Genomic DNA, 23,953 nt, shown 5'->3' with positions numbered 1-23,953 from the left:
CTTTTCGTTTGCGTTCAGCCCTTCTCGGCGCTGCGCAAATGCCCTGCAATGGTGGCATTGTCTGGAGCCTTGGCGGCGGCTTCGCGCAGAAGGGTCAGCCCGCGAGAACGGTCCTTGCCGCTCTCGACCAGAAGCCAGCCCAGCGTATCGAGGACCGATGCACTCGTCGGCGCGGCCTTGTAGGCACGCTCGGCAAACTCTATCGCCTTGGCCTTGTTGCCGACCATCCCCTGGGCATAGGCCATATTGTTGAGGATCAGCGGGTTCTTCCCATCCGTCACGGCAAGCAGACGCTCGTAGGCGGCAATGGCATTGCCCCAGTTGGACTGCTTCATTGCCGTGTCGGCCTGAGCCAGCGTTGCCGCCAGCGCCTGTGCTGACGGAAACTTCGCCTTTTCCGCCAGCCTGGCCGCTGCCGGGTCACCCGAAGCCTCTGCAGCTTTCGCCAGAAGACGCAGATCTTCGGCGTCGGCTGTCTGGATTTCGGCGAAGGGGCGCATCGTCTCAACCGCGCCACGAGCGTCGCCAGCAGCCAGTTGCGCCTTGGCGAGTTCACGACGGAGTGTTGCACTGCCGGGATTGCGGGTGAGCAAAGGCTGCAACTTGGCCCGCGCCTGCTCGGGCTGCTTCAAGGCTACGAGTGCTTGTGCGTAAAGCACTGTCGCTTCTTCCTTGTCGGCCAATTGGCTTTCATTTGCCTGGAGAATGCTTCGGACGGCGCCCCAATCACCGCGCGATGCGGCGGCACGCGCCTGAAGGTAGGCGACCTGCCCCCCGCCTTTCACTTCTGCCAGCGACTTCAGGACCTCGTCCATTTCCTTCGCACGCCCGAGATCGCCGAGGACTGCGGCCTTGCCAGCAAGAGCGGCAAGATTGCCCGGGTAAGCCTTGGTTGCCGTGTCGTAGGCCGCCAGCGCTTCAGCCAGCCTGCCTTCGGCCGTTGCCACCTCAGCCTCTGCCAGAAGAACATCGATCATCGCGCCGTCCGCCGCCTTCGCGCGATCCACCAATGAGCGAGCCTGCTTGATATCTCCGCCCATCAGGCTGAAGCGCGCATAATCTGCCAGCAGGCGCGCATCGGCCTTGCCCGCAGCCCCCGCTGCAAAGGCTTTCGCAGCCCCCTCCCGGTCGTCCTTACCCAGCAGGGCAAGAGCGCGAATGCGGTTAGCGGCAGCCGAAGTGTCCGTACCCAAAGCCGCCATTGCCTCATCCGGAAGACCGCGCAGCAGCATCGCCTCGGCCGTAAGCAGCGCAAAATCAGCGGGGCGCCGGCTCTCGGGGAGTTTCCCCAACGAAGCGCCAGCGGCAATGCCATCGCCCATGGCAAGGGCATTGCGGGCATGAAGTTCAAGGAGCGCAGGATCCTGTGGATTTGCTTCGAGTGCAGCCGCCAGATCGACCTGCGCGGCGCGATAGTCATGGGCCTGGAAAGATTTGCGCGCGCGATCGGCTCGCTCCTGCGGACTGTCGGTGCAGGCTGCCAGCAGCAGCGGCAAGGTCAGGAACGCCAGCTTCTTCATCGCAAATCTCTCCACGCTTGAAGCGCTTACTGCGCTCAATCCCTGAAATTTCCGTGAAGGTTTCCAAATCCGCCGCGCCCCGCTAAAGGCGCGGCCAGCCAAGGAGTTTGAAGATGGGTTTTCGTTGCGGGATCGTCGGCCTTCCCAACGTCGGCAAGTCGACGCTGTTCAACGCACTGACCGAAACGCAGGCGGCGCAGGCGGCGAATTATCCGTTCTGCACGATCGAGCCGAACGTCGGCAACGTGGGCGTCCCCGACCCGCGTCTTGACACTCTCGCCAAGATTGCGGGCAGCCAGAAGATCATTCCGACGCAACTGGGCTTTGTGGATATTGCCGGCCTCGTGCGTGGCGCGTCAAAGGGTGAAGGCCTTGGCAACCAGTTCCTCGGCAACATTCGTGAAGTGGACGCCATCGTTCACGTGCTGCGCTGTTTCGAGAACGATGACATCCAGCATGTCGACAACAAGGTCGACCCGATCTCGGACGCTGAAACGGTCGAGACGGAGCTGATGCTTTCGGACCTCGAGAGCCTTGAGAAGCGCGTGCCAGCTGCCGAGAAGAAGGCCAAGGCGGGCGACAAGGAATCGAAGGTCATTGCCTCGGTCCTGGGTCAAGCGCTCGAACTGCTGCGCGAAGGCAAGCCTGCCCGGCTGACCCAGCCGAAGGATGACGAGGAAGCCCGCGTGTTCAAGCAGGCCCAGCTGCTGACCGCCAAGCCCGTGCTTTATGTCTGCAATGTCGAGGAAGAGAGCGCAGCGGAGGGCAACGCCTTCTCCGCCCGGGTGTTCGAGAAGGCAAAGGCCGAGGGCGCCAATGCGGTGATCGTTTCGGCCGCGATCGAGTCCGAACTTGTCGGAATGGATCCGGAAGAGCGGTCGGTGTTTCTCGAGGAAATGGGCCTGCACGAAACCGGCCTCGCCCGCGTGATCCGCGCCGGGTATGAGTTGCTGCACCTGATCACCTTCTTCACCGTCGGCCCCAAGGAGGCGCGCGCTTGGACCGTGCATCTCGGCGCCAAGGCTCCTGAAGCGGCGGGCGAAATTCACTCCGACATGCAGCGCGGTTTCATCCGCGCCGAGACCATCGCCTATGACGATTTCGTAAGCCTCGGGGGCGAAAGTGCGGCGCGCGACGCAGGCAAGCTGCGGCAGGAAGGCAAGGAATACGTGGTGAAGGACGGTGACGTCCTCCACTTCAAATTCAACGTCTAAGCCTCAATTTTCGAAGGCGGCGATGATCGGACAAGGGCCGGCGTCGCCTTTCGCACATTCGCGGGCAAGCTTGCGAAGCGATTGTCGCGCTGCCTCCAGCCGCGCGATCTCATGCTCGATCGCCTCGAGACGAGCTTTTGCCATCTGTCGCGCGCGCGGTCGGTCGTGTCCGGCATCGAGAGCGAGCAATTCGGCGATCTCCGACAGCGTGAAGCCGGCGCCTTGGGCGCTGCGCACAAAGCGGAGGCGCCGCAGATCGTCCTCGCCGTAATGCCTGTGGCCTTCCCTGCCGCTGCGGGTTGGCCGGGGATCGTCCAGCAAGCCTTTGCGTTGATAGAAGCGTACCGTCTCGACGCCGACGGCGGCGCTTCTGGCGAGCTCGGAAATCGTCATCGCCATATCGCTTGACTCCGTACCATGGTACGCAGGTTATAGGTCCTTGCATGACAAACGCCCAGACCCCGAATCGAACCGCCGTGCTCTATCGCATGGTCATGCCCAAACACATCTGCCCCTATGGCGTGAAGGTGAAGCACCTGCTCGAGCGCCAAGGTTATGAGGTGGAAGACCACTGGCTGCGGACACGAGAAGAAACCGATGCCTTCAAGCAGGCACATGACGTCAAGACTACTCCGCAAGTGTTCATCAACGGACAACGCATTGGCGGGCACGACGACACGCGGCGCTTCCTTGGCCTGAAAGTGGCCGATCCTGATGCGACGAGTTACGTTCCCGTCCTGGCCGTTTTCGCGATCGCTGGGGCCCTGGCTCTTGCCGTCAGTCATGCCATGTTCGGCACGCCCTTCACGCAAAGGGCAATTGAATGGTTCATCGCCTTCGCCATGGCCCTTCTCGCGATGCTCAAACTACAGGACGTCGACCGGTTTGCGACGATGTTCCTGGGCTACGACTTGCTGGCGCGGCGATGGGTTCCTTACGCCTATCTCTATCCATTTGGGGAAGCGCTTGCCGGCGTTCTGATGGCAGCGCGGGCGCTGCCCTGGCTGTCCATTCCGATTGCCCTGTTCATCGGTACCATCGGCGGCATCTCGGTCTTCTACGCAGTCTATGTCCAGCGGCGCGAGCTCAAGTGTGCCTGCGTAGGCGGGTCGGGGCGCGTTCCGCTGGGGTTTGTTTCGCTCACCGAAAATGTGGTGATGGTTGGCATGGCTTTGTGGATGCTGTTCATGCCGACGATGAGCTGACTGCCCGGCACCGGTTGGCCTCCGGCGCGTTCCATGCCCGAACAGGAAAAAGGAACGCGCTGGTGGTCGACAAGTCGGAGAAAGTGGTGTGGCTGGCGCGAGTGGGATTTGCCGCACGCGGCCTCGTCTACGTCCTGTTGGGATATCTCGCGCTGACAGCGGAAAAGTCTGACATCGATGATGGCGCCGGCGATATCTTTTGGGTGCTGAACGCGATCCCGGGAGGCCCCGTTGTCCTGTATGTCGCAGCAGCAGGCCTGGTAGGTTACGCGATGTATCGGCTTTCTGCGGCGCTCTTCGATATCGAGCGCAAGGGCACTTCCTGGAAGGGGCGTGCATTGAGGGTGGGCTATCTCGCCAGCGCTGTGATCCATCTCGGTCTTGCCTGGACAGCCGCACGGATCGCCAGCGGCGCACGTGGTGCAGGTGAAGATTCGTCCGCACAGATGGCTGGTGGCGTGCTTGATTTCCCCTTCGGCAGCACTCTTTTGGGCGTTATCGGCGTGGGTATCCTGATTGCAGCAATATTCCAGGCACGCAGCGCCGTGACGGCGGGTTTTATGCGCCACATTTCCTCGCACGCGCCCAGCTTCACATGCTGGATCGGCCGTGCCGGGCATGCTGCGCGAGCTGTGGTTATGGCCCTCATCGGGTGGTCACTGCTGCGCACCGCGTGGTTCGGCGAGAGCCAAGAAGTCGTCTCGCTGGGCAAAGCCATCAACAATCTGCGAGACATGGAGACTGGCTTCCAGTTCGTGGCAGCAGGACTTCTGCTCTTCGGCATCTTCAGCATCATCACCGCGCGATACCGGATCATTCCGGACCCTACCCCGCCTGCCAAGGGTCTGCGGACGATCACGATTTAAGCGCGCGATTGACTTTGTGCGTCCAAGCGGCAAGCCTGCCGAAATGATATATTTCGAGGATATCGAACCCGGCGCAGTCCAGCGGTTCGGAAGCTATGCCGTCAACCGCGAGGAAGTGATCGACTTCGCATCGAAGTACGATCCCCAGCCGTTCCACCTTGACGACGAAGCCGCGGCCCAGACCCATTTCGGGCGGCTTTCGGCCAGCGGCTGGCATACTTGCGCCATGACGATGGCGATGCTGGTGGAGAACCTGAAGGAGCGCAAGCAGGCGGGGCTTGGCTCGCCGGGCCTCGACGAGATCCGCTGGCTCAAGCCGGTCTATCCCGGCGATACGCTCAGCGTCGAAACCGAGATTGTCGACAAGAAGCGCAGCTCGTCGCGTCCGGAAATGGGGAGCTTCCGCTCGAACGTCAGGGTGTATAATCAGGATGGCTTGGTCGTGATGACGATGAAGTCCATCGGCCTCATCCGGGTGCGGGACCAGAACGCAGCTACCTGATCAGATCGCCTTGCATTGAACGTCGCCGCTCGCTTCGAAGACAGGGCGTTCGAAAGCGTCGGTCACGATCATCTTGCCCTTGAACTGTTCGGTCGTGCCTACGGGTTTGACTGGGCCGTCAGTAGTTAGCGTCACCGCATTTTCCTTGCCCGTATACCGCGAAAAGCTGCCTTTCGGCATTTTTGCGGAACCTGTATCAGGCGCAAGAACCTGGATGTGATCGCCGTACTTGATAACGCCGCGCTTATCTTGCGCCAGCAGGACAGCGCCGAGGCCGCCGCCTTCGGCAACGAAGGCACAGCCAGTGCCGTGAAGCTTGTTCTGACTGATATCGGGGTAGAGGATGGGCTGCAGTGCCAATGGCTTGACCGGTGGCTTGCCGTCCTGCGCGGCTTCCACTGCAGCAATCGCCTCTGCGTCAGTCGGCGCGTCGTCCGCACAGGACCCGAGCGAAAGAGCCATGGCGAACAGCGCGACAATCCGTCCCCGAGCGTGCAGCATCACTTTCTCCCGAACAGTTTTTCGATGTCAGCATGGGCCAGCTTGACCCAAGTGGGGCGGCCATGGTTGCACTGCCCCGAACGGGGTGTCACTTCCATTTCGCGCAACAGTGCATTCATCTCGGCGACTGACAGTGTCCGCCCTGCCCGCACCGATCCATGACAGGCCATCGTCGCCAATACGAGATCGAGTTTTTCGCCCAGGAGCAGTGCATCGCCATGATGCGCGAGATCGTCGGCGACGTCGGCAACAAGCTTTGCCGGATCGCCCTTTGCCAGAGCCGCAGGCACCGCGCGGACCAGCATGGCGTTCGGCCCGAAGCGCTCCAGCGCGAGACCGAACTCGGCAAGCTTGGGAGCAGCTTCTTCCAGCCTGTCGCACGCGACTTCTTCGAGTTCCACAACTTCCGGGATCAACAACGCTTGGGCAGGCGCGGTGCCCTGCCCCGCCCCGGCCGCGCGCAGCCGTTCGAGCACGAGACGTTCATGCGCCGCGTGCTGGTCCACAATTACAAGACCGTCTTCCGCCTCTGCGACGATATAAGTGTTGGAGATCTGTCCCCGGGCAACGCCAAGGGGGTGCTGCGCGGATTCGGTAACCGGCTCGATGGCGACTTCGGCTCGCGCCTGTGGCGGCGCGAGAACGGATTGCTCGTAGCCACGCCACGCTTGCCCAGCCTCGCTCACGCGCGGCTCGGGATGCCATTGTTGCGAGAACATGCTTGCCTGGGAGCCAGGTGATGGTGACGGCACGATCGGCTCCGCCTGCCATGCCGCCATCGCGCTCGCCGCAGGGGCTTGTGCACTACGCTGGTCGCCAGTGGACAAGGCATGACGCAGGCCTGAAACCACCATACCACGAACCAGCGTCGGATCGCGGAAGCGGACTTCGGACTTGGCGGGATGGACATTGACGTCGACTTCGGTCGCCGGGACCTGCAGGAACAGTGCGAGCACCGCGTGGCGATCGCGTGCGAGCATGTCGGCATAGGCTCCGCGCACCGCACCGATCAGCAGGCGATCCTTCACCGGGCGACCATTGACGAACAGGTACTGGTGATCGGCAACACCGCGATTGTAGGTCGGCAACCCGGCAATGCCAGTGAGGTGGTAGTCGCCCCGGTACAAGTCTACCTCGACGGAATTACCGGACAACTCTCGGGCAACAAGTTGAGCGACGCGCGCTTCGAGCGTGTCTCCGGCCTGCACATGCAGCGCCCGGCGCCCATCGTGTTCGAGCGTGAAGCCGAGATCGGGCCGGGCCATGGCGAGGCGACGAACAACGTCGGACGCGGCCGCCCATTCCGAACGCGGGCTGCGCAGGAACTTGCGGCGGGCAGGAATCTTCTCGAACAGTTGCTCCACGCGCACTCGGGTACCCGGGGGAAGCGCCGCGGGTCCTTCTGCCACGAGCGTGCCATTGTCGACCACGCGCTTCCAGCCCTCGGCGCAGCCTTGCGGCCGGGATTCGATGGTGACGCGGGCGACCGAGGCGATCGACGGCAAGGCTTCTCCTCGAAACCCGAGGGTTTCGACCATCTCGATCGCCTCGTCCGGAAGCTTGGACGTGGCATGGCGTTCGAGTGCCAGCTCGATCTCGTCGGGGCGCATGCCGCACCCGTCGTCGGACACCTCGATCAAGGCCAATCCGCCTTCGGACAAGCGCACGTGGAGATGGCTTGCGCCTGCGTCGATGGCGTTTTCAACCAGCTCCTTGAGCGCGCTTGCGGGGCGCTCGACCACCTCTCCGGCAGCAATGCGGTTGATGAGCGTTTCGGGAAGGCGGCGGATGACTCGCATGGTCCTGTCACAACTAGCGCCGAAGCCGATTTATTTCGAGACAAGCGGTGAAGTTATCCGTCCAATCCCGCACAAACCCATGGGCTTTGCGACAACCGCCTGCTAGGAAGCCGCCTTCCCGGGCGCACTTTCTGGAGGGGTCTGGCGCGTGCCCGTGCGCCAAACCGCAGATTATCACGGATTCTTAGATGGCTTCGATCTTTTCCCGATTCTTCAAGTTCGGTTCCCAGAACATCGCGATCGACCTCGGCACGGCCAACACACTGGTTTACGTGCAGGATCGCGGCATCGTGCTGAACGAACCTTCAGTCGTCGCCATCGAGACGATCAACGGGATCAAGCGGGTCAAGGCCGTGGGCGACGACGCCAAGATGATGATGGGCAAGACACCCGACAACATCGAAGCCATCCGCCCGCTTCGGGACGGCGTGATCGCCGACATCGAAGTCGCCGAGGAAATGATCAAGCACTTCATCCGCAAGGTGCACGGATCCAAGAGCCTCCTGCGCTACCCCGAAATCGTGATCTGCGTGCCATCGGGTTCCACCAGCGTGGAACGCCGCGCCATTCGTGACGCGGCCAGCAATGCCGGTGCGAGCCAGGTCTACCTTATCCTTGAACCAATGGCGGCGGCGATCGGCGCGGACATGCCCGTGACCGAGCCAGTCGGCTCGATGGTTGTCGACATCGGCGGTGGAACCACCGAGGTTGCCGTACTTTCGTTGCGTGGCCTTGCCTATACGACGTCGGTACGCGTGGGCGGCGACAAGATGGACGAAGCGATCGTGTCCTACGTCCGCCGTCATCACAACTTGCTGATCGGTGAAGCCACGGCGGAGCGCATCAAGAAGGACTACGGCATCGCCACGGCCCCGGCCGATGGAATCGGCGAGACGATCCACATCAAGGGTCGAGATCTGGTAAATGGCGTGCCGAAGGAGATCACGATAACGCAGGCGAATATCGCCGAAGCGCTGTCCGAACCGATCGGCGCGATCGTCGAAGGCGTGCGCATCGCACTCGAAAACACGGCGCCTGAACTTGCTGCCGACATTGTCGACCAAGGCATTGTGCTCACTGGTGGCGGTGCACTGATCCGCGGTCTCGATGAGCATCTGCGCGAGGAAACCGGCCTGCCTGTCAGCGTCGCTGAAGATCCGCTGTCGTGCGTCGCGCTCGGCACCGGGCGCGCCATGGAAGACCAGATCTACCGCGGCGTGCTGATGACCGCCTGAGGCAATTCAGGTATTGCTGACACACACGGGTTGCATCGCGGCGCGGTTCCATGCGCCGGATTGAAGGGGTTGAACGGATGGCGCGGTCGCAGGACCGGCGCCCGGGCTATTCGCGCAGGGCGCAGTACGGAATCTTCACCGGCTACGTTGTCGCCATTCTTGGCGTCGTGGCGGGTGTTGCCGTGCTAGTCACTTCGCTCGTAAATCCGGATGCATTCTCCTTTGCACGAAGCGCGGCTGCCGAAGTCGCCCGGCCAGTCGGTAGGGCCGGCGCGACCGGGCGCACAACCGGTCAGGGCGTGTTCGCTGCGATTGGAGCCTACTTCAATGCGGGTCGCCAAAATGCCGAGCTGCGCCGGGAGGTGGAGGAAGCACGAGCCAACGCGGTTTCGATGCAATCGCTGCAGAATGAGAACCGCAGGCTCAAGTCACTGCTTGGTATCGTCGATCCGCAACGCAAACCCGTCGCGACTGTGCGGCTGATCGGATCGACCGCGGCGAGCACGCGGCGCTATGCCATCATCGATGCCGGAACATCGAGTGGTGTGCGCCCAGGGCTTCCGGTACGGGCGGCGTCAGGCCTGATCGGCCGCGTGGTGGAAGCTGGTCCGGGCACGGCCCGCGTTCTGCTCGTCACCGATCCCGAAAACGTCGTTCCCGTAAAGAGGGCCCGCGATGGGTTGACCGCCTTTGTCCAGGGGGCCTCCAACGGCCGGATAGACATCCGCCTGATCAATCAGGGCATCAATCCGGTCAAGGCTGGCGATGTATTCGTGACGTCGGGATCCGGCGGCCTTTATCCGCCCGGCATCCCGGTGGCGGTGGCAACAGAGCCGCATCGCGACGGCGCTATCGGGCACCTTGCCGCAGATCCCGCGGACAACGAATTCGTCATTGTCGAGCCCGCCTACAGCGCGGCTGCTCGTGCAGAGATGGAAGCAATCGAGGAACGTGGCGCCAAGAGCGCCGCAGGGGAGCCATAGTGCTCGGCCCGCTGCGCGGAACGCCCGAAGAGATCGCGCGCAAGCGGATCAATCGCGAGCCTTGGCCGGTCCTCGCAATCGGGCTTCCATGGGCCACGATCATGCTGGCTTCGATGGCGAGTTTTTCGCCAGTTATAGCCTCAGCGCCGGTAATGCCGCCATTCGCCTACATGATGCTGCTTGCCTGGCGCATGATGCGCCCCGGCATGCTGCCACTGTGGGCCGGCCTGCCGCTTGGACTGTTCGATGATCTCTACTCGGGCATGCCGTTCGGATCGGGCATCGTTCTGTGGTCTGCGACGATGCTCGTCATGGAACTGATTGACGAAAAGTTCCTGTGGCGTGGCTTTGTGCAGGACTGGCTTGCCGCGAGCGCGTTGATCGCCGCATATCTGTTCCTGACATCCACGTTGGCAGGCCTTGCAGTCGCTTATCCTCTGCCGACAGTGATCGTGCCTCAGTTGCTGATTTCGGTGGTGCTATATCCGGTCATTACGCGACTGGTGGCGTTGCTAGACCGCATCCGCCTGCTTCCGCTGAAGAGGATCTGACCATGCGGCAAAAGCTGCCGGTCACCTCGGCGATCCTGGCAAACCGGTTCGAGAGAAGAAGCTTCGTGCTGGGTGCGCTGCAAGGCGGTGTGGGCCTGCTGTTGGCGACGCGGCTGGGCTATCTGGCCGTGGCGCAGAACGAGAAGTATCAGGCGGCATCCGAGAGCAACCGCGTGAACCTCACGCTCATCCCACCACGCCGGGGTTGGGTGCTGGATCGGTTCGGCAAGGCCCTTGCCGCCAACCGCGCGGATTTTCGCGTCGATCTCATTCCTGACCGCGTGGACGATCCGGACAAGACAATGGCCACCTTGGCCGGCTTGCTGTCTCTCCCGCCTGACAAGGTGCGCGATATCCGCGACAAGCTTGACAAGGCGCGGGGGTTCCAGCCCGTCGAAGTCGCCTCCAGTCTTGATTGGGACAAGTTCGCAGCGGTTTCGGTCCGTCTGCCGGAACTGCCCGGCGTCATCCCGCAGAGAGGCTACTCCCGGTATTACCCCGCCGGCGCTTCGGTAGGACACCTAGTAGGCTATGTGGGCGCCGCATCGGCAGAGGATTACGAAAAGGAGCGCAATCCGCTCCTGATCACTCCGGGCTTCAAGATCGGCAAGGACGGTCTGGAAAAGCACTTCGAGGCAAGGCTGCGCGGTGTCCCCGGAGCCCGTCGTGTCGAAGCGACCGCGTCAGGACGCATCGTACGCGATCTCGGCACGCGAGAAGATGTGCCCGGCAAGCCGATAGCCCTGACGATCAACGCGGGCCTTCAGGACTACGCAGCCCGGCGCATCGGCCTGGAGTCCGGATCGGTCGTGGTCATGGATTGCGAGACTGGCGACATTCTTGCCATGGCATCGATGCCAAGCTTCGATCCCAACAGCTTCTCTGACGGCATCGGCCGTGTCGAATGGAAGATGCTGTCCGAGGATGACCACGTGCCGCTGCGCAACAAGGTGCTCCGCGGACTGTACCCGCCGGGATCGACCGTCAAGCCGATGGTGGCACTCTCGTTCCTCGAAGCCGGGCTGGATCCCAATGCGAGCGTTGGGTGCGGTGGCGGCCTTCGCGTCGGCAATCGCGTGTTCCACTGCTGGAACCGGCGCGGCCACGGCACGGTCGACATGGCCAAGGGTATCTACCAGTCCTGCGACGTGTACTTCTACCATTTCGCTCAACAGATCGGGATGGACAAGATCGCCACGATGGCACGCAGGCTGGGACTTGGGCAGGAATTCCCGATGCCCTACCCCGGCCAATCCTATGGTACGGTTCCCGATCCCGCGTGGAAGCTTCGCAAATACAAGAAGGAATGGGCCCTCTACGACACTGTGAACGCGACGATCGGCCAAGGGTATATGCTAGTCAATCCGCTTCAGCAGGCCGTCATGGCTTCGCGCATTGCATCAGGGCGTGAGGTCATGCCGCGGCTGTTGCTGGATCGTAATGCGCCACCTGTGAAGTCAATGGGTTTCTCGCAGGAGCACCTCGATTACATCCACGCTGCCATGAGCGAAGTAGTCAACGGCCGTGGCACGGCTGGCAGAGCACGGCTGCCGGTTGACGATGTGCTCCTTGCCGGCAAGACCGGCACAGCGCAGGTCGTCGGTCTCAACATCGCCAATGGGAAGAGCGGGGCATGGAAGTACCGCGACCATGGGCACTTCATTTGCTTCGCACCGTTCGACAAGCCGAAATACGCCTGCGCAGTGGTGATCGAACACGGCGGCGGTTCGGCGGCTGCCTATCCCATCGCACGAGACGTGATGACGTACATCTTCGCCCCGGACAAGGCGATGGCCGTGCTCGAGGAATTCGAGAAGCAGTGGGGTGGCAACGTGCAACAGCGCATGGCTTCACGATACAACGCGTTTGCCGCCAAGTATGGTGAGACCGCGCCGAAGACCGTCCCGGACGACGAGGCCTTGACCGAACGGGTAGAGGATGGCCGCAAGACAACCGAAGAGCCCGCAACGGCACAGACTGACGCTGCGGCGCCCCGGCCGGAGCCTGAACAGCCCGCGCCCATGATTGTCATGCAACCGGCAGCGCCGACCGCTGCGCCCCCTGTAACGACAGGGGGACAGTGATGCCTCGCGCTTACGTACCGGCGGCGATTGCCAGGCAACCATGGGGCGTCCTGCTTCCCCTGATTGCTCTGGTCACCTTCGGTGCGGCGGTGCTGGATTCGGCAGCGGGAGGGCGCTTCGAAATCTGGTCGATGTCGCACTTGCTGCGCTTTGCAGTCTTCCTCATCATGGCGATGGTCATCGCCCGTCTGCCACAGGAATTGTTCAGGCGCATGGCCATGCCGGTCTACGTGGTCCTATGCCTGCTGCTGGTTCTCGTCGAACTGATCGGCGGCGTCGGCGGTGGCAGCCAGCGCTGGCTGAACCTTGGCTTCATGACGTTGCAACCCTCGGAACTGATGAAGCCCGGCATCGTGCTGGTTCTGGCGTGGTTCTATTCCGTTCTGCCCATCGGCGAAACCCAAGGCTGGCGGGGACTCCTGCCCGCAGTGATCCTGCTTGCTGTCCCGGCAGGCCTTGTCATGCTGCAGCCCGATCTTGGTACCGGCCTGGCGATCAGTTTCGGCGCAGTGATCGTGATGTTTCTGGCTGGCCTGCCGTTGCGCTGGTTCCTTGGCGCAGGTGCGGCCGGTCTTGTTGCCGCGCCAATCGCCTTCTTTTTCCTGCTGCACGATTATCAACGCAACCGCGTGCTGGTATTCCTTGATCCGGAAAGTGACCCGCTTGGCACGGGATATCACATCACGCAGTCGAAGATCGCGATTGGTTCGGGCGGGATCTTCGGCAAGGGATTTGGCAACGGATCGCAGAGCCACCTGAACTATCTGCCGGAAGCGCACACAGATTTCGTCTTTGCGACGATGGCGGAAGAGTGGGGCATGCTGGGCGGCCTGTTCGTGCTCATCGTGTTTGGCCTGATTTTCCGCTGGGGCTTGAAGGTTGCCAACAGGGCGCCGGATCGCTTCTCGCGCCTGCTCGCTGCCGGCATGACGATGACGATCTTCTTCTACATGTGCATCAATCTGATGATGGTCATGGGCCTGGCACCGGTGGTCGGAATTCCGCTGCCCTGGATGAGCCATGGCGGGTCGTCCATGATGACAAACATGATCTGCATAGGATCGATCATGGCGGTTGAACGCTGGAGCCGGTCGGGTCCGCGAAGCCTGTCCTGAAAAACGCAAATTTGGGGCTTGGCAGGGCTGAGAAAATCGTTATTGGGGCGGCTCCCGAACGGGAATGCCTGATGGCATGGACGCATAGCTCAGTTGGTAGAGCAGCTGACTCTTAATCAGCGGGTCCTAGGTTCGAGCCCTAGTGCGTCCACCACCATCGCCTTCCCCTCGCCGCCACCAAGCGGTTTCTTGCCGGGTACGGACGCATAGCTCAGTTGGTAGAGCAGCTGACTCTTAATCAGCGGGTCCTAGGTTCGAGCCCTAGTGCGTCCACCACCTCCCAGCCAACCAAACCTGTTGGAAACGCCAATTCCGCCTTGGCGTGCGTACGCGTAGATTCTTGTCATCACGAACAAGGAGAGCATGCGTGGAGCGGGTGACACTGTGGGGATGGATAGACTTTGAAGGCCGAGATGCGGCAGCGATTGTCCGTGGCGGCGCGCAGTTCATACTGCCTACGTACGAAGAGCGCGGATGTATCCATTATGTCTGGAACGCCGATCCGCTGAAGCCTGATCGTATCTGGGTATTCGAGGAGTGGGATAGCGTCGATGCGCTGGCCGAGCACCTTGAAGGGCCGCTCTACCATTCCATGGCGGGCTACCTTGCGGAAGCGGGGATGACCGGCGCTGAAGTCGACAAGTATCGCGTGATCCAGAAACAGCCGGTGTACGACGGCAGCGGGGTCCCGCAGGCGGCGTTCGACTGATTTTCAATAAAAAGCGCCGGAACCCGAAGGTTCCGGCGCAAGGTTTTCGCGTCTGGTTCGACGTCGAAGCTTAGAACTTGAAACCGGCAGCCACACCGTAGCGGCGCGGTTCCAGCGTGAAGATGTTGGTGAACAGACCGGAAGACTGGTCGGTCACGTAGAGACCGGTAGTCGCGTTGTTGTTGGTGATGTTCTGGATGTAGCCACGCAGGTACCAGCGATCGTCACGGCCGTTGAGCTGGATCTGGGCGTTCATGACCTCGTAGCCCTTGATCCGGTTGATGTTGCCGTTGAAGATCGTGCCGTAGCTCTCACCGGTGTAGTTGATGTCGAAGCGGGGCACGATCGACATATCGCCCATCTCGATCGTGTACTGGATACCGGCCGACCACTTGAACTCAGGCGCCTGCGGCAACTGATTACCACGGACATTCTTTTCGATGCCCGAGCTGACGCGGATGCCGCCGAAAGCAGCGCCCGCCGGACCGGCTGCCGCACCCGCAAGAGCACCGCAGATCGAGAAGGCACCGGTGGTGTTGGTGCCCGGTATAGGTGTTGTAGGCCGTAGACCGACGCCAGCGTTGACCGCATTGACGAAGCCGTTCGCGGCAGCTGCACTAGCCCCGGTAACGGCACAGTTCGAACCAAGCGTGATGTCCTTGATAATCACCGTATCGGAACGGCCGGCCGAGACATCGCGGGTATCAACGAAGAACTGATCTCCAACGACCTTGGACTTGAGGTAGCTTGCCGACACGTTGACCAGCAAGTTGCGCGTTGGCGCCATGATGGCTTCGGCTTCTAGACCGTAAATGTTGGCGTCGATGTTGTCGTTGACCGATGTACGCGCTGTGATGCGGCTGAGCTGCAGATCCTTGTAGCGATAATAGAACGCCGAGAGGTTCAATTGCAGCGCGCCGAACCGGTTCTTCGAACCGATTTCGAAGGAGTCGACCGATTCCGGCTTGAACGAGTCATTTACCGAGCCGACCGAAAGCGGCGGGTTGATACCACCTGACTTGTAGCCGCGCGAGTACGACAGGTAGATGAGGTTGTCCGGACTGATCTGGTAATCAAGCACGGCGCGTCCGGTGAAGCGTCCGAAGCTGACGGAACGCTCCTGGAACGGTTGGACAAGCGGGGTGCCCTTGTCAAAGTCAGCCGTAGCGAAATTCAAAGCCTTCTCGAGTGATTCAGCCCCCACTACTGCATAGATCGCATTACCGCCGGCGAACTCGCTCGAAAGTCCGTCGCTAAGCAGGGTCGTGCGAGCGCGCGTGAACTTCTTGTCGTGGTTGTAACGAAGGCCGAGGGTCAGCTTCACCTTGTCGTTGAACTGGAAGTACGTCTCACCGAAGATTCCGTAGCTGTCGAGTGTGCCGCGGTCGGTATTGCTGCGGAAGAACGGCGACGGGCGGAAAACGGCCCGTGGACCGAACGCTCCACTTGCAGCCGCAGCGGCTCCAAGAAGGCCGGAGGCATAATCCAGACCGAAGGAGTTCACATAGTAACTGTTGTTCGTGGTGATGCCGCGAAGATAGTTCGCACCGATCAGGAAATTGAACATCCCGTCAAAGTCGGAGTCGATATGGGCTTCGGCAGCATATTGCTTGTAGGTCTGGCTCGATTCATCGAAGTCGAGTGAGGTGTTGGCGCAGATCGCCTTGTTCCCCGCACCGTAAACGCCAACGTTGTTGGGATCGATATCGGACTGGCAAATTTTGCCAGTCGGACCGTTGGGGATCAGGCGAGCAGCAATTGGTGCGAATGCGAATCCGAGCGCCGGGTTCTGCGCAAAGGCAGCAAGGGCGAACAAACCTGGATTGCCAACGAGGCTGCGTTCGACGGCAAGGTTGTAGTCTGTACGGCTGCGAACTTCGTTTCGCGAATAGCCCGCGGTAACATTGAGCGTAAGGCTGTCGCCAAGAGCCTGCTGCAGCTTGCCCTGGTAGACTTCTTCTTCCGCGAAATAGGTCGGCAGGTAGTCGATATTGACAGTGCGGACATCGGTCGGATTGACCGCTCCCGAGAAGTTGTCGCCATCGTCAGCGTAGATGCTGCCGAGACCGAGTGGGCGGAATGTCGGTGAAACTGCGATGCCGAAGAATTCACGCGAGGTCAGCAGCGCTGCCAAGGTAGAGTCTGCGTTCGTCGTTTCGTTGGCAAGCTTGTCGGGCAAGCATCCCAGGATGCCCGTTGGATCGCGATGACAGAGCTGCTTCTGGACGCGGCTGCGGCTGTCGTTTTCACGGAAGTAGTAGGCGGACAGATCGATCGTGGTGTCTGGGCTCGGCTCCCACCGGAGCGAACCGCGCAGCGCGTACATATCGCGCCCGTCGATGCGGCTGTTGGTGCCGAGGTTGTAGGTGTACCCGTCGCGGCGCGTGTACATGCCGGCCACGCGAACGCCGAGCGTTTCGCCAAGCGGCACGTTGACCATGCCCTTCAGGCGGACAGAATTGTACTTGCCGTAGTCGGCCTCACCGGCAGCACCGAACCCGGAAAGATCGGGTTTGGCGGTGATGATGTTAACCACACCAGAGGTTGCGTTGCGACCGAACAGAGTGCCCTGCGGACCACGCAGGACCTCGATGCGCTCAAGATCGAAGAACTCGGTCTCGAACAGGCGGCTTTGCACCATCGGCATATCGTTCAGGTGGATGCCGGTAGCAGAGTCGCACGAGACGCCGACGCAAAGATCGCCGATGCCGCGGATCGTGAAGCTGGACGAGGTGAAGTTCGTCTTGGTGAAGGTGACGTTGGGCAACGAAAGCTGCAGGTCAGAAGAGTTCTGAATCTGCTGCTTGGTCAGGTTTTCGGCCGAGAATGCAGAGACCGCGATCGGCACATCCTGCAGCGACTGGGCCTGGCGTTGCGCTGTAACGATGATTTCCTGCAGACCAACGCCTTCATCGGCGGACTGCGGTGCATTCTGGGCGAAAACCGGTGTTGCGACGGCTGCGGCACACACGCCCGCAAGCAGGGAAAGCTTGCCCCTCATAGTCAGACCTCTCTCTCCAGCGGCCCCCGTCATTAACCGCGGGTGACCTGGTGGACAGGACATAACTTCAGCAATTCTTTGTCAACCGGATAATTAAAAATGGGCGTTTCCGTAGGGGAACCTCGTTGCAGTCGAGACCATTTCGAAACTTTTGCATGAAAATGCATGACATTTCGATGATTAGAACTATGCGCAGCTCGACATTATGATGTGCGAAAGCCGCTTTTAGGCTCTAATGACCTGCTCGGCGAATCAGAAAGAGAATCGCCAACCGTTGCATGGCGACGGTGGCGTTCGAACGACGCTCGCATTAAGGCGGGCCCAAGCGCACTGCAGATGTGCAAACACTGAAGGATCCAGTTCCAATGGCCAAGTTTCTGATCGTCGAAGCCCGGTTTTATGACCACCTGAACGACATGCTCATTGAAGGCGCCAAGGCCGCGCTCAAGGCCGCTGGTCACGAGGCGGAAGTCTTGACCGTGCCCGGAGCCCTCGAGATCCCCGGCGCGATCGCCTTGGCCGACGAATCGGGCAATTTCGACGGCTACGTCGCCATCGGTGTGGTCATTCGCGGCGAAACCTATCACTTCGAGATCGTCGCCGGGGAAAGCGCACGCGGCATCATGGCGCTGACAATGGATGGCGTCGCCATCGGTAACGGCATCCTCACTGTCGAAAACGAAGCCCAGGCCATCGTGCGCGCAGATCCTGCGCAGAAGGACAAGGGCGGCGAAGCGGCGAAGGCTGCACTCGCCTTGCTCGCGCTACGTGAGCGCTGGGCTTGACCGATCAGCCAACGGGCGCGCAGCGGTCCCCGCGGCGCGCCTTGTCGGCCCGATCGAATTCTGCCTGCGTAGGCGCCAGCCTACGATCGAGAATGATGCCCCGTTCCGTTGGCGTGTAGATGACCGGCAGGTCGCCGGGATGAACAAGCTTGCGCTCCTGCTGAAGGATAAAACGGATACCTTCCGGGCTGCGCAATGAGTCCATCACCGCGACGTTGTCGGTATTCGCAGCGAAGACAGACACCGAAACGTAGCCCTTGTCCGGGCTCGGCGGAACATCGACAAGTATGGGGCCAGCAGACAAGTCATAGACACAGCTGGCGTAGGCGAGGTCTGGCGATGGCCGGACGATCTGCCTGGAAGCTGCTGTCGTGCGATCTGCGAAACGGAAAACGTTTACGTCGTCTCCGTCGCCGGAGAGTCTGTTCATGGCGATGTGCATGATGACCTGCGGCGCCAAAAGTATCGTTGCCACATGACCAACGGCGGCTGCGCCGACGAAGGCCAGTGCGTAGCGCAGGCCGCCCCTCACCGGCTGTCTCCGCACGAAATGCGCTCGACCTTGGGAAAGGCTATCGAGCCGAAGTCCTGCTGCGCTTGTTGAGAAGGATTGTAGATTCGCAAGGTGAGATCAAAACTGCCCGCGTGCCTGGTCGACAGCCAGGGCATGGCCGGATTGGGCGATGGTGCAACTTCAGCCTGCCATAGGCCGCGCGGGTCCGGCGTGACTTCTGAAGCGTCGACGGAAAGGGCATCGTCCTCGTTTTGCGGAAGGTAGTCGTCCGAAGCATAAGCAGTGATCGACCACCATTTCCCCGGCAGCGGCCCGCCGACCAGCCGGTAATGGCATTCCTCCCGCAAAGGCTCACCGAGATCATCGACCGTGCGAGTAAAATAGATGGCCTGGCTGCGGTTAAGCGCCAGCAGACCGGTCAACGCGACTCTCGCACGCAGCACGGGCCCCGCCTCGGTCGATCCGGTAACGCGGCTGCCACTCCAGCCCATGTGCTCTTCGCCGCCCATTCCGACGTGCTTTAGCGACACAACAGCCGAAGCAGCACCGACCGCAAGACCGATCGTGGCCACGGCGATCATTCCGAAGATCTTTGCAGGACTACGCACCGGCATCGAAGTACTCGGTGAGGCCCCACGGCTCATACGGCCCGATAACAAGCTGCTCGAACCCGCCTATCCCTGTCTCGCCATCGCTGGTGGTCACGCGGGAGATGATCTGGACGTGAAGATTGTCGAGGGCTCGAGCCATCGGGTCGAGGTCAGCCAGAACAAAGTCCTCGCGCTCGACCGCGAGCGGCCCATGATAAAGGCCATGCCCCCACTTGGGACTGGTGTAGCCAAGCCCCCTCATCTGAAATCTCACGAGCGGCTCAAACGTCAGCGCCAGTGGTCCTTCGGGTCGCTGGATCGTCAAAGTCCCGCCGGCGGGCCAACGCGTGGCGGGCTGCATGGGCGAAACCATAGCGGCAGAGGGGGTTTCGAAGAACGATTCCGTGTCACCGCCGTCAGGCGCGATAACGGCCCGCGTGTTCCACGGCGCGCCATGGCGATCAGCGTTGATGTGGAAGAACAGGCTGCGGTTGGGCAGATTAACAGGCGTCCATTGCCAGAAGAACGACGAGACCACGCCATGCCCATGAGGCTGCGCGTCAGGCGCGCCAACGGGGCGCACCCCCCAACTGCGATCACGCGTGCCGCAAGTTCCTGCGGCCAGATCAATCCTTTCGCCATCGACCTCAATCCAGCCCGTGTAGCGGCCGTTCTGCGTCAGGCGGGTGTAGTCCATGAACGTCCGCGGGCCGATGCGATGGACGAACCGCGGCTCCTCAATCGGAAAGGCACGGCCGGTGAAGGTAAGCTCGGCTGCCAGCCCTTCCCCGCGCACTCGCACCCTGAGAACCTTCAACGGTTCGACGATTTCAATGCTGACCGGCCCGACCGCAAGATCGAACCGCTCCATGTTCAGTTCGCGCGAGGCATGGAGATTGTACTGCACCCCACCCCGGATGCAGGAGAAGTGCGCATCGGCGACATTCAGGTGTGGATAGATGCCAAGCGCAAGGGCGAAGAAGCCGGAGCCGTCGGGTGCATAGCCGTTGAAGAAATAGCGATCGTAGAAGTTGCGGTCCGTACCAGCGTAGGCAATCGGTTCTGGCGTCTGGTGCAGCGGAAAGTCATCTCCCTTGGTCAACATCATCAAAGCTCCATCCGGCGCTTCAGCGCCCCCAGACTGTCATGCTCAAGAGCGAGTTCGCAGGCGCCGCGTGCCATCGACAGGAAGTTGGCATCACCGCGTTCCGTGCGCACCACGAATGCGGCACTGAATACGGCAGTCGACACCCCGTGAAGCGCTCCAATGCGGTAGTCATCCCAGACATCTTCCACATTGAGCGGCACGCCAAGCCGGGACATTTCGGCGCAGTAGATGTCGAGCAGGGCACGCTCATTGGGACGACGCAATTCCGAGCCGATGCCGCAGCCCAGAAAGTATCCGACGTCAGTCAGACCGCATCCTGCCGCCGCCGTCTGCCAATCAACCAAGGCGATCGGCTGCTGGCCGCCGTTTATGCCGAAGAGCATGTTGTCCAGGCGGAAATCTCCGTGAAGGAAGGACCGGCGCGAATGCTTCCGTTCGAACCACAGGTCGAGATCTTCGTTCAACGCCTCGCAAACCGCCATAAGATCAGGCGCGAGGGCATCGGCATAGCGTTCACGAAAGATTGCCTGGGCTTTCGGATAAAGGTCCCGCAACATCTGGCTCGCCTGCGGGTCGGGCTGCAACCACGCGGCGTCCAGCACAGGATGGTCCAGCGTCGGCGCATGCAATGCCGCAGCCTGCCGCATGGCCGCTTGCGCTTGCGCCAAAGTGCATCCCACAAGCTGGTTTCCAGCGCTGCAAGGACCGAGGTCTTCGAAGAGCAGCACGAAATCGCAACCGTTGCCGTCGAGCATGGCAGCATAAACCTGCGGCACCCGCATCTGCGTGAGACATGCGACTTCTCGATAGAACATGACTTCGCGCGAATAGAGCGAGAACAGTGCCGCCGTCTGGCGGCTCGTGGCATCGCTCGACGGAAACTTGGCCGCTACAGTGGCAGGCGCTCCAGATGCTTCGTTTTTGTATCGCAGTGAGAAACGGGCAGTATCACCCACCTGGCCTGTGCCGATTGCCTGCCACTCGATTTCCGCGATCCGAGCGTCACCCAGCACGCCAGCCTGGGCGAGTTGCACCTCAAGCCATGCGGCATCGACCTCGTCCGCGCGCGTCGGAAAATCAGCCATCTCGTTCTCCCGCAGCAAGGCTGACAGAGACCGCATGACTTTGGAAGTGCAATTCAAATGACCGATTAAATCAATGCGAGGGAACGGCCTGCCACTCCCTGCTTTGGCAAACCGACACAAGAAGGACCAGAAAGGACAGAGACGTGGATGGCCCTCTCGAATGGTTTGCAGCCATGGGCACGATTCTCGCAGCAAGTCTCGTGGCCGCTGACCTTGGGCGGCGTTGGACAGGTTGGGGATTCGTCCTGTTCATGGCCGTGGCCATCACGTGGATCATATCAGGCGTGAAGGGCAATTCTGGCTCGCTTGTCATACAGAACGGAGCCCTGTTGATCATCAACGCCTGGGGAGTCTGGCGCTATCTGATCTCACCCGCGCGCAAACGGTCGTCATGAGCCCGATCAACCTGCTCCATTCTGGTTCGACTACGGAGGAATGATCGGCATGTCCACAGAAGCATGTGATTGAAACGTCGTGACTTCTTGCGGACTTCACCAAGCCGATAAGAGCAAACCCTTAGTGGAGCGCCGAATGGCCGCACCACGCGCTCCTGCCATTTCAGTACGCTAACAAGACCGATGGCGGACCGGTCCCGTGAAGCGCTTTGGGGGCGCACAACAGGGGTTAAGGGATGGGCAGAGAACAAATGAGGTCGCGGGCAAGACGACTGATTTCAGTCGCCAACGAATTGCTCGCGATGGCGCATGAACTGGAATTGAAAGAGGGTGATCCCCAGTCCGACCGGGAGCCAATCGCCATCCCGAAGGACAGTCATGTGTGGGCGGAAGTGGCTCGAAGCGCCTATCGCGACAGGCGCAGGCGGTCGGATATCTTTGCAGACGCGACGCTGTTCGGTGAACCGGCGTGGGACATCATGCTGGATCTTTTCATCGCAGCAAAAGAGCGCAAGCGCCTGCCCGTGACCAGCGCCTGCATCGGCGCTGCCGTGCCTGCCACCACTGCATTGCGCTGGCTCACCGTGCTGGAAGACAAAGGCCTGATCGTCCGTGAAGCCGACTCGACTGATGCTCGCCGGGTGTTCGTAAGACTTTCTAGCGATGGTTACGAAAAGATGGTGGCCTACTTCTCGAATGTCGCTGGCGACATGCAGAGTGACGAGGACATCGTGCAGCGCTCACTGAAAATAGCGCAATAACTCAGGTGTGGGAGGCGCAGCCTGCATATTGAGGCTCCCCCTCCCTCCACGCTAACTCAGCAATCAGGCACCAAGACGTCCGAAGGCAGCCTTTCCAGCATAACGCGCCGAAATGCCCAGTTCCTCTTCAATGCGGATCAACTGGTTGTACTTGGCGAGACGATCCGAGCGGGCGAGCGATCCCGTCTTGATCTGGCCGCAGTTCGTGGCAACCGCGAGATCCGCGATGGTGGCGTCTTCGGTCTCACCCGAACGGTGCGACATCACAGCGGTGTAGCCGTTACGCTGTGCAATCGACACGGCTTCGAGCGTCTCGGTGAGCGAGCCGATCTGGTTGACCTTCACCAGCAGTGAATTTGCCAGCCCCTTGCCGATGCCCATTTCCAGGCGCTTCGGATTGGTCACGAACAGATCGTCGCCAACCAGTTGGACCCGCTTGCCGACCTTGGCGGTGAGTGCGGCCCAACCTTCGAAATCATCCTCGCTCATACCGTCTTCGATCGAGATGATCGGATAGGCATCGCAAAGCGCAGCGAGATAATCAGCCATGGCTTCGGGGGAGAGCGAAAGGCCTTCGCCGCTGATTTCGTACTTGCCGTTCTTGAAGAATTCCGTTGCGGCACAGTCGAGTGCGAGCATCATGTCTTCGCCGGGCTTGAAGCCTGCCTTCTCGATTGAGGCCATCACGAAGTCGAGCGCATCGCGCGTGCTGGCGAGGTTCGGAGCGAACCCGCCCTCGTCTCCGACTGCCGTGGCGAGGCCCTTTTCATGAAGACCCTTCTTGAGGGTGTGGAACACTTCCGCTCCCCAGCGCACGGCCTCGGCCAGCGACGGCGCGCCGACCGGCATGATCATGAATTCCTGGAAGTCGATCGGATTGTCGGCGTGTTCGCCGCCGTTGATGATATTCATCATGGGCACCGGGAGCACGTGAGCAGCAACACCGCCGACATAGCTGTACAGCGGCAGGCCACGTGCGTCGGCAGCTGCCTTGGCAACGGCAAGGCTGGTGCCGAGGATCGCATTGGCGCCGAGGCGGCCCTTGTTTTCGGTACCGTCCAGCTCGATCATGGCGAGATCGATATCGCGCTGGTCTTCGGCATCCATGCCGAGGATGCATTCCGCAATGTCGGAGTTGACCGCGGTGACCGCCTTGGTGACGCCCTTGCCAAGGTAGCGGGCCTTGTCGCCGTCACGCAGTTCGACCGCTTCGTGCGCGCCGGTCGAAGCGCCCGAGGGAACTGCGGCGCGACCGAAGCTGCCGTCTTCCAGCAGAACGTCTACTTCAACGGTGGGATTGCCACGGCTGTCGAGAATTTCACGCGCATGGATGTCGATGATCGCGGTCATTATCTGCTCCCTGCAGTTCGGCGAGAATTGAGCGCCAAGGTTGGCGCGGCTCCTATCGGCTGGAACCGTGGCAAGCAAGC

At 61.2% G+C, this 23,953-nt stretch carries 22 protein-coding genes and 2 tRNA genes; 14 read left to right on the top strand and 10 right to left on the bottom strand.

What is annotated here, in order from left to right:
- Positions 1–14: 14 nt before the first annotated feature.
- On the bottom strand, positions 15–1,520 hold the full coding sequence (locus HGI46_RS04310; RefSeq protein WP_168903248.1) for a tetratricopeptide repeat protein: 1,506 nt from the start codon (positions 1,518–1,520) through the stop codon (positions 15–17).
- Positions 1,521–1,633: 113 nt separating this feature from the next.
- Here HGI46_RS04310 and ychF point away from each other — a divergent pair, with 113 nt between their 5' ends.
- A complete protein-coding gene (gene ychF / locus HGI46_RS04305; RefSeq protein ID WP_118073993.1) occupies positions 1,634–2,734 on the top strand; it encodes a redox-regulated ATPase YchF in 1,101 nt (366 codons plus the stop codon).
- Between the two features lie 3 nt (positions 2,735–2,737).
- On the opposite strand, the gene HGI46_RS04300 is transcribed toward ychF, so the two are convergent.
- The gene (locus HGI46_RS04300) at positions 2,738–3,133 is read right to left on the bottom strand and encodes a MerR family transcriptional regulator (protein ID WP_168903247.1); all 396 of its coding nucleotides are present in this window, start codon (positions 3,131–3,133) and stop codon (positions 2,738–2,740) included.
- A 44-nt stretch (positions 3,134–3,177) separates the two neighbouring features.
- Between HGI46_RS04300 and HGI46_RS04295 the strand changes: the two genes are divergently transcribed.
- The 3 genes from HGI46_RS04295 to HGI46_RS04285 all read left to right on the top strand — a co-directional run bounded on the left by HGI46_RS04295 (position 3,178) and on the right by HGI46_RS04285 (position 5,307).
- Positions 3,178–3,939 (top strand): glutaredoxin, encoded by a 762-nt coding sequence (locus HGI46_RS04295; protein WP_168903246.1) that lies wholly within the window; start codon positions 3,178–3,180, stop codon positions 3,937–3,939.
- 62 nt (positions 3,940–4,001) lie between these two features.
- Positions 4,002–4,805 carry a DUF1206 domain-containing protein gene (locus HGI46_RS04290; RefSeq protein WP_168903245.1) on the top strand — a complete coding sequence of 268 codons (804 nt, stop codon included), beginning with the start codon at positions 4,002–4,004 and terminating at the stop codon, positions 4,803–4,805.
- Positions 4,806–4,848: 43 nt separating this feature from the next.
- A complete protein-coding gene (locus HGI46_RS04285) occupies positions 4,849–5,307 on the top strand; it encodes a MaoC family dehydratase (RefSeq protein WP_168903244.1) in 459 nt (152 codons plus the stop codon).
- Here the strand turns inward: HGI46_RS04285 and HGI46_RS04280 are convergent, their stop codons facing one another.
- The gene (locus HGI46_RS04280; protein WP_168903243.1) at positions 5,308–5,808 is read right to left on the bottom strand and encodes a hypothetical protein; all 501 of its coding nucleotides are present in this window, start codon (positions 5,806–5,808) and stop codon (positions 5,308–5,310) included.
- Positions 5,808–7,607 carry a DNA mismatch repair endonuclease MutL gene (gene mutL, locus HGI46_RS04275; RefSeq protein ID WP_168903242.1) on the bottom strand — a complete coding sequence of 600 codons (1,800 nt, stop codon included), beginning with the start codon at positions 7,605–7,607 and terminating at the stop codon, positions 5,808–5,810. The genes HGI46_RS04280 and mutL overlap by 1 nt, the downstream gene beginning before the upstream one ends.
- 188 nt (positions 7,608–7,795) lie before the next feature.
- On the opposite strand from mutL, the gene HGI46_RS04270 reads away from it, so the two are divergent.
- The 8 genes from HGI46_RS04270 (at position 7,796) to HGI46_RS04235 (ending at position 14,284) form a co-directional block, all read left to right on the top strand.
- A complete protein-coding gene (locus tag HGI46_RS04270) occupies positions 7,796–8,842 on the top strand; it encodes a rod shape-determining protein (RefSeq protein WP_039331208.1) in 1,047 nt (348 codons plus the stop codon).
- A gap of 50 nt (positions 8,843–8,892) precedes the next feature.
- Entirely contained in the window at positions 8,893–9,825 is a 933-nt protein-coding gene (gene mreC, locus HGI46_RS04265; protein WP_240946581.1) for a rod shape-determining protein MreC, read from the top strand.
- Positions 9,825–10,376, top strand: a complete 552-nt coding sequence (locus HGI46_RS04260) for a rod shape-determining protein MreD (protein WP_346766669.1) — start codon at positions 9,825–9,827, stop codon at positions 10,374–10,376. Before mreC ends, HGI46_RS04260 begins: the two co-directional genes overlap by 1 nt.
- Before the next feature lie 2 nt (positions 10,377–10,378).
- A complete protein-coding gene (mrdA, locus tag HGI46_RS04255; RefSeq protein WP_168903240.1) occupies positions 10,379–12,460 on the top strand; it encodes a penicillin-binding protein 2 in 2,082 nt (693 codons plus the stop codon).
- A complete protein-coding gene (gene rodA, locus HGI46_RS04250) occupies positions 12,460–13,575 on the top strand; it encodes a rod shape-determining protein RodA (RefSeq protein WP_118074001.1) in 1,116 nt (371 codons plus the stop codon). Before mrdA ends, rodA begins: the two co-directional genes overlap by 1 nt.
- Positions 13,576–13,653: 78 nt before the next feature.
- A tRNA-Lys gene (locus HGI46_RS04245) sits at positions 13,654–13,729 on the top strand.
- Positions 13,730–13,775: 46 nt separating this feature from the next.
- Positions 13,776–13,851, top strand: a tRNA-Lys gene (locus tag HGI46_RS04240).
- A 91-nt stretch (positions 13,852–13,942) separates the two neighbouring features.
- Positions 13,943–14,284, top strand: coding sequence for an antibiotic biosynthesis monooxygenase (locus HGI46_RS04235; protein ID WP_168903239.1), 342 nt, complete (start codon positions 13,943–13,945; stop codon positions 14,282–14,284).
- Between the two features lie 70 nt (positions 14,285–14,354).
- On the opposite strand, the gene HGI46_RS04230 is transcribed toward HGI46_RS04235, so the two are convergent.
- A complete protein-coding gene (locus HGI46_RS04230) occupies positions 14,355–17,285 on the bottom strand; it encodes a TonB-dependent receptor (protein WP_118074003.1) in 2,931 nt (976 codons plus the stop codon).
- A gap of 365 nt (positions 17,286–17,650) precedes the next feature.
- Here HGI46_RS04230 and ribH point away from each other — a divergent pair, with 365 nt between their 5' ends.
- Positions 17,651–18,070, top strand: coding sequence for a 6,7-dimethyl-8-ribityllumazine synthase (ribH, locus tag HGI46_RS04225; protein WP_118074004.1), 420 nt, complete (start codon positions 17,651–17,653; stop codon positions 18,068–18,070).
- A 4-nt stretch (positions 18,071–18,074) separates the two neighbouring features.
- Here ribH and HGI46_RS04220 read toward each other — a convergent pair whose 3' ends face one another.
- The 4 genes from HGI46_RS04220 to HGI46_RS04205 are packed head-to-tail and all read right to left on the bottom strand — an operon-like array spanning position 18,075 to position 21,562.
- Positions 18,075–18,602 carry a DUF1254 domain-containing protein gene (locus HGI46_RS04220; protein WP_168903238.1) on the bottom strand — a complete coding sequence of 176 codons (528 nt, stop codon included), beginning with the start codon at positions 18,600–18,602 and terminating at the stop codon, positions 18,075–18,077.
- A complete protein-coding gene (locus tag HGI46_RS04215) occupies positions 18,599–19,165 on the bottom strand; it encodes a DUF1214 domain-containing protein (protein WP_168903237.1) in 567 nt (188 codons plus the stop codon). The genes HGI46_RS04220 and HGI46_RS04215 overlap by 4 nt, the downstream gene beginning before the upstream one ends.
- A 19-nt stretch (positions 19,166–19,184) precedes the next feature.
- Positions 19,185–20,282, bottom strand: a complete 1,098-nt coding sequence (locus HGI46_RS04210; protein WP_168903236.1) for a hypothetical protein — start codon at positions 20,280–20,282, stop codon at positions 19,185–19,187.
- On the bottom strand, positions 20,282–21,562 hold the full coding sequence (locus HGI46_RS04205) for a phosphotransferase (RefSeq protein ID WP_240946579.1): 1,281 nt from the start codon (positions 21,560–21,562) through the stop codon (positions 20,282–20,284). The genes HGI46_RS04210 and HGI46_RS04205 overlap by 1 nt, the downstream gene beginning before the upstream one ends.
- Before the next feature lie 436 nt (positions 21,563–21,998).
- Between HGI46_RS04205 and HGI46_RS04200 the strand changes: the two genes are divergently transcribed.
- Entirely contained in the window at positions 21,999–22,523 is a 525-nt protein-coding gene (locus tag HGI46_RS04200; RefSeq protein ID WP_118074008.1) for a MarR family transcriptional regulator, read from the top strand.
- Positions 22,524–22,586: 63 nt separating this feature from the next.
- Here the strand turns inward: HGI46_RS04200 and eno are convergent, their stop codons facing one another.
- On the bottom strand, positions 22,587–23,873 hold the full coding sequence (gene eno / locus HGI46_RS04195) for a phosphopyruvate hydratase (RefSeq protein WP_168903235.1): 1,287 nt from the start codon (positions 23,871–23,873) through the stop codon (positions 22,587–22,589).
- Positions 23,874–23,953 lie beyond the last annotated feature (80 nt).

Source organism: Novosphingobium sp. ERW19 (assembly GCF_012641315.1).
Taxonomy (GTDB): Bacteria; Pseudomonadota; Alphaproteobacteria; order Sphingomonadales; family Sphingomonadaceae; genus Novosphingobium.
This window is presented reverse-complemented; position numbering and strand designations above follow the sequence as displayed.